At 74.0% G+C, this 12,825-nt stretch carries 17 protein-coding genes; 5 read left to right on the plus strand and 12 right to left on the minus strand.

Annotated features, from left to right (window positions below):
* The first annotated feature begins 13 nt into the window (after window positions 1–13).
* On the plus strand, window positions 14–316 hold the full coding sequence (locus OG956_RS03220; protein WP_330336392.1) for a DUF4235 domain-containing protein: 303 nt from the start codon (window positions 14–16) through the stop codon (window positions 314–316).
* 439 nt (window positions 317–755) lie between these two features.
* On the opposite strand, the gene OG956_RS03225 is transcribed toward OG956_RS03220, so the two are convergent.
* From OG956_RS03225 to OG956_RS03235, 3 genes are read right to left on the minus strand one after another with little or no spacing between them, the layout of a single operon-like run.
* On the minus strand, window positions 756–1,148 hold the full coding sequence (locus OG956_RS03225) for a VOC family protein (protein WP_330336393.1): 393 nt from the start codon (window positions 1,146–1,148) through the stop codon (window positions 756–758).
* Window positions 1,149–1,198: 50 nt separating this feature from the next.
* Window positions 1,199–1,663, minus strand: a complete 465-nt coding sequence (locus OG956_RS03230; protein ID WP_330336394.1) for a pyridoxamine 5'-phosphate oxidase family protein — start codon at window positions 1,661–1,663, stop codon at window positions 1,199–1,201.
* Between the two features lie 42 nt (window positions 1,664–1,705).
* The gene (locus OG956_RS03235; RefSeq protein ID WP_443065524.1) at window positions 1,706–1,987 is read right to left on the minus strand and encodes a hypothetical protein; all 282 of its coding nucleotides are present in this window, start codon (window positions 1,985–1,987) and stop codon (window positions 1,706–1,708) included.
* Here OG956_RS03235 and OG956_RS03240 point away from each other — a divergent pair.
* Window positions 1,979–2,137 carry an amidohydrolase family protein gene (locus OG956_RS03240; RefSeq protein WP_443065525.1) on the plus strand — a complete coding sequence of 53 codons (159 nt, stop codon included), beginning with the start codon at window positions 1,979–1,981 and terminating at the stop codon, window positions 2,135–2,137. The two genes, OG956_RS03235 and OG956_RS03240, sit on opposite strands and share 9 nt — an antisense overlap.
* A 10-nt stretch (window positions 2,138–2,147) precedes the next feature.
* On the opposite strand, the gene OG956_RS03245 is transcribed toward OG956_RS03240, so the two are convergent.
* Window positions 2,148–2,990, minus strand: a complete 843-nt coding sequence (locus tag OG956_RS03245; RefSeq protein ID WP_330336395.1) for a hypothetical protein — start codon at window positions 2,988–2,990, stop codon at window positions 2,148–2,150.
* 62 nt (window positions 2,991–3,052) lie between these two features.
* Entirely contained in the window at window positions 3,053–4,021 is a 969-nt protein-coding gene (locus tag OG956_RS03250) for a GlxA family transcriptional regulator (RefSeq protein WP_330336396.1), read from the minus strand.
* 71 nt (window positions 4,022–4,092) lie between these two features.
* Here OG956_RS03250 and OG956_RS03255 point away from each other — a divergent pair, with 71 nt between their 5' ends.
* Entirely contained in the window at window positions 4,093–5,043 is a 951-nt protein-coding gene (locus OG956_RS03255; RefSeq protein WP_330336397.1) for an NADP-dependent oxidoreductase, read from the plus strand.
* A gap of 152 nt (window positions 5,044–5,195) precedes the next feature.
* On the plus strand, window positions 5,196–5,576 hold the full coding sequence (locus OG956_RS03260) for an anti-sigma factor antagonist (RefSeq protein WP_330336398.1): 381 nt from the start codon (window positions 5,196–5,198) through the stop codon (window positions 5,574–5,576).
* 22 nt (window positions 5,577–5,598) lie between these two features.
* Here the strand turns inward: OG956_RS03260 and OG956_RS03265 are convergent, their stop codons facing one another.
* Window positions 5,599–7,860, minus strand: a complete 2,262-nt coding sequence (locus tag OG956_RS03265; RefSeq protein WP_330336399.1) for an ArnT family glycosyltransferase — start codon at window positions 7,858–7,860, stop codon at window positions 5,599–5,601.
* A gap of 279 nt (window positions 7,861–8,139) precedes the next feature.
* Here OG956_RS03265 and OG956_RS03270 point away from each other — a divergent pair, with 279 nt between their 5' ends.
* Window positions 8,140–8,790 carry a DUF4230 domain-containing protein gene (locus tag OG956_RS03270; RefSeq protein WP_330336400.1) on the plus strand — a complete coding sequence of 217 codons (651 nt, stop codon included), beginning with the start codon at window positions 8,140–8,142 and terminating at the stop codon, window positions 8,788–8,790.
* A 44-nt stretch (window positions 8,791–8,834) separates the two neighbouring features.
* On the opposite strand, the gene OG956_RS03275 is transcribed toward OG956_RS03270, so the two are convergent.
* The 6 genes from OG956_RS03275 to OG956_RS03300 form a co-directional block, all read right to left on the minus strand.
* Complete coding sequence (locus tag OG956_RS03275; RefSeq protein ID WP_330336401.1) at window positions 8,835–10,607, minus strand: complex I subunit 5 family protein; 1,773 nt, start codon at window positions 10,605–10,607, stop codon at window positions 8,835–8,837.
* Window positions 10,607–10,954: a sodium:proton antiporter gene (locus OG956_RS03280; protein ID WP_330342723.1), complete on the minus strand. Its 348-nt coding sequence runs from the start codon at window positions 10,952–10,954 to the stop codon at window positions 10,607–10,609. The genes OG956_RS03275 and OG956_RS03280 overlap by 1 nt, the downstream gene beginning before the upstream one ends.
* Before the next feature lie 8 nt (window positions 10,955–10,962).
* Window positions 10,963–11,700 (minus strand): MnhB domain-containing protein, encoded by a 738-nt coding sequence (locus OG956_RS03285; RefSeq protein ID WP_330336402.1) that lies wholly within the window; start codon window positions 11,698–11,700, stop codon window positions 10,963–10,965.
* On the minus strand, window positions 11,697–11,957 hold the full coding sequence (locus OG956_RS03290; RefSeq protein ID WP_330336403.1) for a Na(+)/H(+) antiporter subunit B: 261 nt from the start codon (window positions 11,955–11,957) through the stop codon (window positions 11,697–11,699). Before OG956_RS03290 ends, OG956_RS03285 begins: the two co-directional genes overlap by 4 nt.
* A 126-nt stretch (window positions 11,958–12,083) precedes the next feature.
* On the minus strand, window positions 12,084–12,536 hold the full coding sequence (locus tag OG956_RS03295; RefSeq protein ID WP_330336404.1) for an MrpF/PhaF family protein: 453 nt from the start codon (window positions 12,534–12,536) through the stop codon (window positions 12,084–12,086).
* Window positions 12,533–12,727: a hypothetical protein gene (locus OG956_RS03300; protein ID WP_330336405.1), complete on the minus strand. Its 195-nt coding sequence runs from the start codon at window positions 12,725–12,727 to the stop codon at window positions 12,533–12,535. The genes OG956_RS03295 and OG956_RS03300 overlap by 4 nt, the downstream gene beginning before the upstream one ends.
* Window positions 12,728–12,825: the final 98 nt, after the last annotated feature.

Below are 12,825 nucleotides of genomic sequence, written 5' to 3' on the forward strand. Positions count from 1 at the left end.
GAAGGAGTCACATATGGGCAAGGCAAAGAAGAAGAAGCTTCCGTTCGTCTACCAGCCGATCGGTTTCGTGCTCAGCTGGGCGAGCGGCGCGCTGGCCGGTATGGCCTTCCGGAAGGCGTGGATGACGCTCCGGCACGAGGAGGAGGCGCCGGACGCGCTGGACCCGGACCGGGGGTGGGGGGAGATCCTGCTGGCGGCGGCGGTACAGGGGGCGATCTTCGCCGTGGTGCAGAGCGCGGTGAACCGCACGGGCGCGAAGGCGATCGCCCGCTCCACCGGGCAGTGGCCAGTGGCCGGCAAGGACGACCGCGACTGAGCCGAGCGGGCCGGAGACGGGCCGGCGCGGCGCCAGGGCGCGGGCCGCGCCGGGCTGCGGCTGCGCCTGATGGGCCGCGCCGGCTGCTGGTGCGTGGTGAGGGATCGCACCGGCTGCTGGCGCGTGGTGACGGATCGCGCCCGGCTGCGGGTGCGTCGTGCCTGGCCTGCGGCGGGCGGTCGGTGCCTCCTGACGGCGAGCGTTCTGGCGGCGGGGGCGTGCTGACAGCGCGGCGGCGTCCCGGTGGCGAGCCCTGCTGGCGGCGGAGGGCGTACTGACGGCGCGGCGGCGTCCCCGTGGCGCAGGCCTGCTGACGGCGCGGCGTCCTGGCGGCGGGGGCGTCTCGTCGGGCCGCGTCCGCGCGCTCTCGGCGTCGCCTGAACCCGCGAACCCCCTGGCGGCGCAGCCGGGTTCCGGCGGGCCGCCTTGCGGGGGACGCTCAGCCCTGCTTCGGCGCCATGGCCGGCAGCAGGCGCAGGGTGAACGAGTGGCCCGCCGGGTCGGCGTAGCCGCGTTCCTCGTACGGCCCCGGCGCGGACTTCGTCTCCAGCGGCCGGCCTCCCAGCTCCACCACCCGCCGCTCGGCCTCGTCCAAGTCCTCGACCAGGAAGTCGAGATGGACCTGGAGGGAGTTCTCCGGGCGGGGCCAGCTCGGCGGGGTGGCGTTCACATCGCGGCGGAAGGCCAGCCGGATGCCGTCGGCGCCCCGGACCTCCACCAGGTTCGCGGAGGCGTGCGACTGCTCGCCCTCCAGCAACTGCCGGTAGAACTCGGCGAGTTTCTCCGGCTCGGCGCAGTCCAGCACGACCACGCCGCGGTTCACCAGTGTCATGTGTCCTCCCGGGAATGTCCTCCTTCTGCGGATATCCCGGGCGGCCGGGTTCACTCGGCCGGCAGCCACCGTCCGTCGCGCATCAACTCCCGCCCCTCGAGCTCGTTCTCCTCGCGCCAGGCCTGGACGCGCTGCGGAAGGATCCTGAAGTACAGGTAGCGGGCGGAGAGCCGGCGGGGGTCGAAGCCGGTCTTGCCGGCGAAGACCTCGGCGTCCTCCTCGGGGAGGTCCTCCGGGGTCACCGACTGGACGGCGCCCTCGATCATCACGACGTCGCGCGTCGGGCCGAGGCCCAGCCGGGCCCGGCCGGTGGCCAGGAGGTTGCGGCCGGTGGGGCTGTCGGCCGGGGTGGCGATCAGCAGGGTGGCGCCGTCCCACACGAAGGACAGCGGCACGAGGTAGGGGGCGGCGCCGTCGGGTCCGGCGGTGGCGACCCAGACGTCGACGTCGTTCTCCAGCCGGTGCAGGGTGTCCTTCTTGCGCTCTGCGCGGGTGCGGGCGGGCGGTGGGGTCATGGCGTACGGCCTCCTGTGGTCCGGGGACGTCCAGTGTGGCCGTCAGCCGGCGCCGCCCGCACGGATGTGGTCAAGGCGTGTCCGGGCCGCCGTCAGGAGCAGGTCCAGGGCGGCCGGGTAGGAGCTGGAGCGCATGGCGGCGACGAGGAGGGGTGCGGTCGCCGCGATGGGCGGGTGCGTGTCGGCGGGCAGCCGCCCGTACGTGCTGCGCCGGACCTGCGCCTCGGCCTCGCGGGCGGCCCTCGGCAGGGCGGTGCCGGCGGAGTCCAGGGCGCCGAGGACGCGCTCACGGCGTACACGGCCGGATCGGCGTACGTGAACCATCCGGACGGCACCGGCCGGGTGGCCGTCGGAGCGCTCGCCGACCTCGTGGTGCTGGACCGCGATCCGTTCGCCGGGCCGCCGGAGGCCCTTGCGGGGACCCGCGTGGCGCTCACCTGCGTCGGCGGGCGGCCGGTGTACCGGGCCGGCTGAGGCGCCAGGCTCACTTGCAGCCGACGCCCTGCTTCAGCCGGGGCCAGGCCTCCACGCCGCCGGAGGTGCGTACGTAGGCCGTGGCGTGGTCGGGGGTGAGCCAGAGGTTCCGGTCGCGGTGGCGGTATCCGGTGTCGCGGGCGTCGGCGGGCATCCGGACGCGGCCGCGGTACGGCGCGGTGAGCAGCTCGTCGCCGAGCACGCCGTCGGGGTCGCGGGCGTAGGTCGTGCCCTCCAGGTCGAGGAAGTGGGCGGACTGCCAGCCGCAGTGCTCCGGGCCGGCGGAGCTGGTCAGCCGGCTCACCGGCACCCGCCTGCCGTGCCGGTCCGTCCAGACCTCCCAGCCCTGGGAGGCCGCGAACGCGGCGGGGAACTCGGCCGGGTCGCAGGAGGCGTTCGTCTCCGGCCCCCAACCCGGCCTGTCCTTCTGGTCCTTGGCCACCACGACGGCGGCCTTGGTCCGGCCGCCGACGTCGTAGGAGTACAACACCCGGTCCCCCGCCCGGCGTTCCGCGCGCCAGCCGTGGTCGGGCAGGTCCGGCTGGACCGTGTCGAAGAAGAGCCGCAGGCCGTCCTGCGGGGTCCTGCCGCCCTCCCGCTCGGTCCAGCCGTCGGGGCCCGAGCCCTCGAAGATCTCCCCGTCGCACTCCAGCGCCCGGCCCGCCGCCCCGGAGGCCAGGCGCAGGGCCCGCGGCCCGCTCGCGTCGGTCTGCCGGGTGGGCACGTACAGCGGTCCGCCGTACGGGGAGGCCGGCGCAGTGCCCTTCACCACCAGGTCCGGCCGGGGCGTGCCGCCGCACCCCGCCACCGTCACGACCGTCAGCACCGCCACCGCCGGCAGCCCTCCGCGCATGTCCCACCCCTGTTTCCCGTGTGCCGTGTACGGTCCTGCGACGCGCGGGCGGGCCGGAACGTTCAGCGGGTCTGCTGGAAGGTCCGCCGGTACGCCTGCGGGGACACCCCGATCGCGGCGTGCAGGTGCTGGCGCAGCGAGGCGCCGGTGGCGAAGCCGACCTCCGCGGCGATCCGGTCCACCGGAAGGTCGCTGGACTCCAGCAGGTGCCGGGCGCGGGCCACGCGCTGCTGGATCAGCCAGCGGCCGGGGCTGAGGCCGACCTCGTCGTGGAAGCGGCGGGCGAAGGTGCGCAGGCTCATCCGCGCGTGTCCGGCCAGGTCGGACAGGGTGAGCGGCTCGCCCAGGCGCTCCAGGGCCCAGGCGCGGGTCGCGGCCGTGCTCGCCGCGCCGCTGACGGGGACCGGCTGCTCGATGTACTGGGCCTGGCCGCCGTCCCGGAACGGCGGGACGACACAGCGGCGGGCGACGGAGTTGGCCAGCGCGCTGCCGTGGTCGGTGCGGACGATGTGCAGGCACACGTCGACGCCCGAGGCGGCCCCCGCGGAGGTGAGGATGCGGCCGTCGTCGACGAAGAGGACGTCAGGGTCCAGGTCGACCTTGGGGTACCGGCGGCGGAACAGATCGGCCACCTGCCAGTGCGTGGTGGCCCGGCGGCCGTCCAGCAGGCCGGCCTCGGCGAGCACGAAGGCGGCCGTGCAGATGGAGACGATGCGTGCGTCCGGGCGGATCAGCGCGAGAGCCGCGGCGACCTCGTCGGGCAGTTCCGCGGGGATGTACGCCGGCGGCATGGAGGTGACCACCACGGTGTCCGCCGTACGGAGGATCTCCGGGCCGTGGGCGACGCCGATGGTGAAGTCGGCGCTGGTGCGCACCGGGCGGCCGTCGACCGTGCAGGTCAGCACCTCGTAGTGGCCGTCGGCGGCGCCGAGGATGCGGCTGGGGATGCCCAGCTCGAAGGGGTAGACGCCGTCCAGGGCGAGGACGACGACCCGCTCGGGGCGCCGGGTGCGGAACTGCAGATCGGTCATGGCACGATCCTATCGGAGCTTGGCAATCATGCCATTTCCCCGGCGGGCGGCGCCCGGCAGGCTGGGTGACCATGAGCGATGTGAACACGATGCGAGCCATCAGCCAGGACGTCCTCGGCGGTCCCGAGGTGCTGAAGGAAGTACGGCTGGAACGGCCGAAGCCGCGCCCCAACGAGGTGCTGGTCCGGGTACGGGCCGCCGGAGTCAACCCCACCGACTGGAAGCACCGCGCCACCGGCGGCTTCCTCGGCGAGCCGCCGTTCGTCCTGGGCTGGGACGTCTCCGGCGAGGTGGTGGAGACCGGGATCGGCGTGGCCGCCTTCGAGCCCGGCGACGAGGTCTTCGGCATGCTGCCCTACCCCTTCGGCCACGGCTCGCACGCCGAGTACGTGATCGCCCCGGTCCGCGCCCTGACCCGCAAGCCGGCCTCGATCGACCACACCCAGGCGGGCGCGCTGCCGCTGGTGTCCCTGACCGCCTGGCAGGCGCTGACCGAACACGCGGACGTACGGCCCGGGCAGCGGGTGCTGATCCACGCGGCGGCGGGCGGCGTCGGGCACGTGGCGGTGCAGATCGCCAAGGCGCGCGGCGCCCACGTGATCGGCACGGCCAGCGCGGGCAAGCACGACTTCCTGCGGGAGATCGGCGTGGACGAGCCGGTCGACTACCGGACGACCGACGTCACCGAGGCGGTCCGGGACGTCGACGTGGTGCTGGACACGATCGGCGGGGACACCTCCGTGGAGTCGCTGAAGGTGCTGCGGCCGGGCGGTGTCGCGGTGTCGATCCTGCCGGTCGGATCGCGGGAGTTCTACGACGAGGCCGAGCGGCGCGGCGTCCGGGCCGTGCGCATGCTGGTGGACGCCGACCGGGCCGGGATGGAGAAGATCGCGGAGCTGGTGGAGGCCGGGAAGCTGAAGGCGACGATCGCCGGGACGTTCCCGCTGTCCGACGCGGCGAAGGCGCACGAAGTGGGCGACACCGGACGGACGGCCGGGAAGCTGGTCCTTCTGGTCGACTGACCGTCAACTCCGGTCAGTGGAGCGCAGTTACCGGGCGACACGCTTCAAACCCGAAGACATATGTCAACCGAACATGCTCAAATTCCTTCCATCGAGGGTAACTTGACGATCGGGAGACCGACGTCCGGGCACGGGTGGGAGGTGATGCCGTCGTGCGAGACGAGCCTGCGCCACTCACCCGTCACCTCCGCGTGTACGAACACCGGGCGCACACGGTGCTGGAGCTGCGCGGCGAGATCGACCTGGTCTCGGCGACGGAGATCGGCCCGTATCTGGACCGGGTCACCGGCCGGTCCGGTGCGCGGGTCGTCATCGACCTGCGGTCGGTGGAGTTCTTCGACTGCTCGGGGCTGCGGCTGCTGTACCGGGCCCGCGCCCGGGTGCTGGGCGCGGGCGGGCAGCTGCACCTGGTGTGCACGCATCCGCTGACCCTGCGGGTCTTCCGGGTCACCGGTCTGTCCCGGCTGCTGCCCCCGCACCCGACGCTGGACGCGGCCGTGGCCCGGTCCGAGGCCGCGTCCGGCTCGCTGTGACGTGCCCGGTCACGGGGACGCGCTACCGGCCGGGGCCGCACTCGTAGAGAGTCTGGGCGGTGGCCATCGGTCCGCCTCCCGGCACGGCCGTGCCGCCGTACTCGGAGGCGGGCACCACGGCGCACGCGGACTGCACCCAGCGGGTGATCCGCGCGGCGTCCGTCAGCCCCGTGGCGGCGGCCGGACTCGCCGTGCCGGCGGGGTACTTCGGGCCGGTGGCCGCAAAACCACCGCCGCGGCCGCCGCCCAGCAGCACGAACCGCACCTTGCCCGCGTCGACCAGCTGCCGGAACCGCGTCTCGGTGGGGAACGGCACCCGGCCGCTGAACCCGCCGAGCGGCAGGACGTGGGCGCCGGCCGCCAGGATGTAGGGGGCCGCGGTGCTCCAGCTGCCGGTGGCGAACGTGTAGGCGGCCGAACCCCGGTGGGCACGGGCGTAGTCGAGCAGGCGGCGCTGGTCCGCGGTCAGTGAGCCGTCGCCCTGGGCGCCGCCGAAGCCGCCGCGGCCCGCCTCGCGCGCGGCGTCGCGCGCCGTCTGCCCGGACAGGGCGCCGCCGGTCCAGGCCGCCCGGCCGAACCTGCCGGGCCCGTTGCGCACCGTCCCGCCGCCGCGGCCGGTGCCGGTGGGGCCCACCGCGCCCATCATGGACGAACGGTAGGCGGGGTTGAAGACCTGGACGGCCCAGGCGCTCGGCGCGAGCAGCAGGGCGGCCAGGGAAGCGGCCAGGCCGGCCAGGGCGAGGCGGCCCGTGGCACGCGGCCGGCCCGGGCGGGCGAGGATCAGCAGCCCGGCGGCGGCGACGCCGAGCACGGCCACCGCGGGCGCGAGCCAGGGCAGGAACGCCGGGAACTGCCCGGCGAGGTACGCACCCCAGGCGGCGGTCGCCGCGACCGCTGCGGGAAGCGCCCAGGCGCGCGGTCCGCCGGCCCGGTGGGCGCGCCACATCAGCACGGTCCCGCCTCCGGTGAGCGCGGCGAGCGGCACCGCGATCACGCCCATGTAGTAGGTGTGGCCGGCGACGCTGCCCGCGCTGAAGACCAGGAAGTACAGGGCGAGCCAGCCGGACCACAGGACGTATCCGGCGCGCAGCCGGTCGGTGCGCGGGCGTCCCCGGCACCACAGCAGTCCGCAGACAGCGGCCACGGCGGCGATCGGGTAGAGCCAGCCGGTCTGGGAGGCGAGCGACGTCCCGAACATCTTCGACCAGCCGTTCTGGTCCCGGCCGAAGGCGCCGCCGGCCGCCGCGCCACGGGCGTTCCGGAGCAAGCCGAAGTCCCGGGCAGCGCGTGCCCCGCCCGCGCCGAACGCGCCGGTACCGCGTCGGCCGGCGTCCCCGGTGCCGGGGACCACCCGTCCGGCGCCGCCGTGGCCGCCTCCGCCGCCCTGGGTCGCGCTCACACTGCCGGTCGAGGCCGCGCTGACGCCGAGCGAGGAGAAGCGGCTGAGGAAGTTGTAGCCGACCACCATGCTGAACGCGGAGTTGTTGGTGGTGCCGTCCACATAGGGCCGGTCCTTGGCCGGGGTGAGAGCGACGGCCAGCATCCACGACGCCGACACGGCGGTCATCACCAGGGCGGAGACGCCGAGGTGCAGCAGACGCCGGCGCAGCGTGAGCGGCGCCGACAGCAGGTAGACCAGGGCGAGTGCGGGCAGGACGGCCCACGCTTCCAGCATCTTGGCCTGGAAGCCGACGCCGACCCACACACCGGCCAGCAGCAGCGGGCGCAGCCGGCCGCCACGGGCGGCACGCTGGGTGGCCTCGGCCGCGAGCAGCAGGCAGAGCGTGAACGCGGGGTCCTCGACGGCGGTGCGGAACAACCCGACCGCCACGGGGGTCACCAGGAAGGCCGTACAGGCGATGAGCGCCGCGTTCACACCCGCCCAGCGGCGCACCAGGCGGTGCAGGACCAGCAGACAGGCCATTCCTTCCAGGACCTGGGGCAGGACCAGGCTCCACGGATGGAATCCGAAAAGCCGTGCGGAGAGCGCCTGCGGCCACAGGAATCCCGGCAGTTTGTCGAGCGTGATGGAATTCCCCGGGTCGAAAGAGCCGTAGAAGAAGGCCTTCCAGCTCTCCGTCATGCTGCGGACGGCGCTCGCGTAGAACGTGTGGTACTGGCTGTGGTCGATGCCCCAGCCGTAGAGGACGGCGGCGAGCGCGGTGAGCAGCAGCAGCGCAGGTCGTGCGTACGCGGGCTCGCCCACCGGTGACCGCCAGGGCGACCGCCGGGGCCGGCGGCCGGCGCCGGTGGGCGCGGTTGCGTCGAGGACGTTCGTGGCCATGGTCAGCAGTCTTGGCCACCGGGCGCCCGCCGGGCGCCGCAGCGGCACCCTTCAAGGAAATTCTCACCGCGTCCAGGAAGTTTCTTTAATGACGTGACATCAAATATGCACGGGAAAACGCGTGTTCCTTACCTGCTGCTGGATTCCGCCGTACACAGAATTCCGACAGCACGCGCGCAGCCGCCGTCTCGGGGACCGCCGCCGACGGCGTGCCTCGACGAGCCGGTCTGACCGGGCAGCTGACGGGGCAACCGCAGTGGGGGAAGGAGGAACGTCACCATGACGACTTCCGTCAGGCGCCTGCCCGGCTGGGCCAAGGCCGTCGCCGTGCTGGTCCTCGTGGCGGCCGTGCTGCTCGCCGGCGTCCGGCTGGCCGTGCTGCCGGGCATCAAGGACCTGTTCGGCACCGAGACGCACGACCGTTCCGGTCCCGCACTGCTGAAATCGATCCAGGACATGAGCCGCTACGACGCCGCCTCGGGCGACTTCCAGGTGGTCGTCGATCTGGAGAAGAACGCGAAGTACCTGCCCTCGGCGATCCGCGGCACCCGCACCCTGTACGTCGGCGCGGGCACCGTGGACGCGTACGTCGACCTCGGCCAGGTCGGTCAGAAGGACGTACGGGTCGACGGCGACCGCACGTCCGCCACGCTCCGGCTGCCGCACGCCCGGCTCGGCAGGCCGGCCCTCGACCCGGACCACTCCTACGCCGTGTCCAAGCAACGCGGCCTGCTGGACCGGCTCGGCGATCTGTTCTCGGACAACCCGGACAGCGAGCAGGCCGTGCAGAAGCTAGCCGTGCGGCACATCGCCGACGCGGCGAAGGACAGCGGCCTGACCGCACGCGCCGAGACCAACACCACCGGCATGCTCCAGGGCCTGCTGCGTTCCCTCGGCTTCCGGGAGGTGCACATCACCTACGGCTCCTGAACGCCTTCCCCTCTGCCGGGTGGGTACGGCCCCCAGGCGTCCGGTCAGCCGCCGAGCACCCCGGGCAGGGCCAGCGCGCCCAGCACGGCGGCGCCCATCAGGAGCCAGGCCACGTAGTCGCCGACGTGGCCGGACTGCAGCCGGCGCAGGGGGGCGGCCCAGTCGGGGGCGGCAGTCCAGTCCGGGCGGGTGACGGCGAGGCCGGCGAGGGCGACGGCGAGCGCGGTGGAGGCCAGGCCCAGCAGGACGCCGTGCGCCGTCCACCCGGCGGAGGCGTGGGCACCGCCGGAGCCGGCCTCGTTGACGGCACGGGCGACCAGGTCGCCGAAACCGGGGACGGCGCCGACGGCGAGAGCGGCGGCGAGGAGCACGGCCGGGACCGTCCTCATGGTGTCGGGGATCCGGCTGAGCCGACCGCGCGTCTCGGGTTCCTCCTCGGATCCGCTGGTCTCCAGCTCGGAGCCGGCCTCCTCCGGCTGCGGTCCGAGACCGAGGAACACGCGCGCGGCGACCCGCAGCACGGCGCCGGCGGTGACGGCGGAGGCGGCGACGTACACGACGGTGAGCGGACCGCCGACCGCCTCCTCGCTGACCGCCTTGCCGAGGCCCGTGCCGAACGGGGGCAGGCCCGCGAGACCGACCGCGCCGACGGCGAACATCACCCCGGTCGCGCGCAGTTCGCGTGCCCGGCCGTGCAGGGTGTGCTCGTCGAGGCAGCCGTACCGGTCCAGCAGCACGCCCGCGCAGGCGAACAGCGCGGCCTTCACGCCGGCGTGCCCGAGGACGTACAGGGCGGCGCCGTCGTCGCCCTCGGGGGTGAGGACGCCGAGGGCCATCAGGAACAGGCCGGTGTGGGAGACGGTCGAGTAGGCCAGGAGCCTTTTGATGTGCCGCTGGTACCAGCACATGACGGCGCCGGTCGCGGCGGTGAGCGCGCCCAGGGTGACCAGGGCCCGGGTCAGGTCGGCGGCGGGGATGCCGCCGGGTCCGGAGAAGACGGTGCCGTACACCCGCCAGACGCCGTAGGCGCCGAGTTCGACCATCACCCCCGACAGCAGCATGCACACCGGGGTGGGGGCGACGGCGTGCGCGTCCGGGAGCCAGAAGTGGAACGGTACGGCGGCGGCCTTCACCAGCAGCCCGGTCACCACGAGGACGAATGCGGCGAGCACCAGCGCGTCCCCTCCCCCGTGCCCCGCCGCGCTGTCGAGCCCGCGGCCGATCTTCGCCATGGCGAGTTCGCCGGTACGGGCGTACAGCAGCCCGATGCCCATCAGCATGCCGTAGGCGCCGAGGGAGTTGACGACGCCGAAGGTCAGCGCGCCCTGGACGGCCTTCGCCTCGTCGATGCGGTAGCCGGTGAGCGCGTAGGCGGTGACGCTCATCAGCTCGAAGAACACGAACGCGTTGAACAGGTCGCCAGCGATGGCGAACCCGCACATGGCGCCCTGGAAGACCAGCATCAGCGCGGTGAAGGCGCCTCTGTGACTGCGCGGGGGTTCGTCGAAGTAGCGCCAGGAGTAGGCGAGGGCGGCCAGCGTCAGCAGGGACACCAGCGCGGCCATGCCGAGCGCGGGTCCGTCGCCGTAGACGACGATGCCGACGCTCTCGCCGCCGACGGGCAGCCAGGCGCCGACCCACTCGACCATCGGGGGCGAGGAGTTCAGCAGCAGCACCAGCGCGAGGGCGGCCGTACCGCCGGAGACCGCGAAGCCGGTGATCTCGGCGGCGATCCGGGGCAGATGGCGGCCGGTGGCCACCAGCAGAGCGGCGCCGAGCAGGGGGACCGCCACGAGCAGCGGGAGCAGATGGTGCATCAGCCGCGCAGCTCCCGCAGTTCGTCGGGGTCGACCGTGCCGTGCCGCTTGGCGATCTGCAGGACGAGGGCGAGCAGCAGGGCGGTGACCGTGGCGCCGACGACGATGTCGGTGAGGGTCAGGGCCTGGACGACGGGGTCGACCACGGGCCGGGAGCCGGGCTTGATGTCGGAGAAGACCGGCGCGGTGCCGCCGTCGCGGTAGCCGACCGCGAGCAGCAGCACATAGGTGGAGGACTGGCAGACCGCGAGACAGCCGACGGCGTGGATCAGGTTGCGGCTGGTGGCCAGGCCGTAGCAGCCGGTCAGGAAGACGTAGGCGGCGACCAGATAGGGAAGGACGTGCATCACGGATCTCAACTCCCGTGCTCCTCCTCGATCTCGACGGCCTGGTCGAGGAAGTTCGCGAGCAGCACGACGACCGCGCTCGCCACCTCGATGCCGATGGCCGCGTTCAGCAGGGGGACGGCGCCGCCGGAGGACAGGGTGTTGAAGGTGCCGTACGGCAGCAGCGTGTTGGCCAGGAACGCGGTGCCGCCCAGGACTCCGGCGAGGCCCAGCATGAGGTACGCGGAGACCGCGAGCGCGTCGGAGGTCTCGAAGACGGTGAGCGGCCGGACGCGTTCCAGCGCCCGGTAGTCGGCGCCGAGGTACAGCAGGTGCAGGGCGGTCGCGGCGACGACGCCGCCCTGGAAGCCGCCGCCGGGGCTCAGCTGGCCGTGGGCGATGACGTAGAGGCCGGTGACCAGGGCGACGGGCAGCACGATCAGCGCGTACCGGCGGACCGGGCGGGCCACCTCGGCGGGCTGCGGCTGTTCCCGGTGCTCGTCGCGGGCCTGGCGCAGCAGCACCACGCAGCCGAGGACGGCGGCGAACATGATGCTCATCTCGCCGAGGGTGTCGTAGGCGCGCTGGTCGAAGTTGACGGAGGCGATGGTGTTGGCGGTGTGCCGGGTGAGGGAAGCGTGCACGGCGCGGGTGCCGTAGGGGTGGCTCCGCCCGCCGAAGCCCGGCAGATCGAGGCAGGCGGCGACGAGCAGGGCGGCCAGGCCGGCGCCGCCGACGGCCAGCAGGGCGAGCCGCAGCCGGTTCACTCGGCACCGTCCTGCGGCCGGCGGCGCCGTCTGACCTTGCGCACGCTCAGCATGATGAGCAGGGGGGTGAGCGCGGAGCCGACGGCCAGCTGGGACAGGCCCACGTCCGGCGCCTGGAGCACGGTGAACAGCACGGCCAGCACGGTGCCGAGCACGGACAGCACCAGCGCCTGCCGGGCGGGGTCGCGCTGGACGACGGCCGCGGTGGCCGAGGCGGCCATCAGCAGCAGCGCGACGACGATCACGGCATCACTCACGCCCCGCTCCCCCTCCTCCGACGGGCCGTCAGGCCCCGTACGGGCCGCCGCTCGCCACCGCGCACCTCGGGATGCCGCCGGCGCTCCGCCCCCGCCGATCCGCCGGCACACCGGACACCGCGCACGTCAGCCACCGCGCACCCCCCGGAAGCCGCCCGACAGGGCGCGGGAGGCGATGACGTTCCCGCTGATCAGGAGGGCGCCGATGACCAGCAGCTTCACCATGGCGCGGCCGGGCCCGACGGGCACGCAGACGGCGGCCACGACCACCGCGCTCAGGGCTGCGGCGGTCCAGGTCAGTCCCCAGGCGCTCGGCCGCTCGCGTTCCAGTTCGTCGGAGAGCAGCCGGGCGAAGACGAGCGTGCCGATCGGCCCGAGCAGGGCCAGCAGGAGGGCCAGGTCCACGTACGCCGGGCGGCCGTAGCCCTGGGAGAGCAGCAGCAGGGCCGGGCACAGGGCCGAGGTGGTCATGTTCTGGGCGACGACCCGGCGGCCCGGCGCCCCGGTGGTCACACCCCACAGGGCGGCCGACCCCGCCCCGCCGATCTCGACGGCCGCCGCGAGGACCCAGCCGTTCACCGCCAGGTCACCGCCTGCCGGCCGGCCCGTGCCAGCAGCGCCCCGACGGCCGCGGAACCTCCGCCGACGGCCCACTCCAGGGGGTAGACCGGGGTGATGAGCACCAGCCACAGCAGCGTCAGCGCCGCCCACCAGGCCAGGAGTTCACCGACGGCGAGGAGGAGCGTGCGCGGCGCCGTACGCCGGGTCATCCGCCACCTCCTCGGTCCGCTCTGTACGCATACGCGGCTCAGTGTCCGGTGTGCCGCTCGGGGCATCCAAGCACCGCCGGTCCCATGGAGGGGCGGCG

It is taken from the genome of Streptomyces sp. NBC_00557, assembly GCF_036345995.1.
GTDB lineage: Bacteria > Actinomycetota > Actinomycetes > Streptomycetales > Streptomycetaceae > Streptomyces.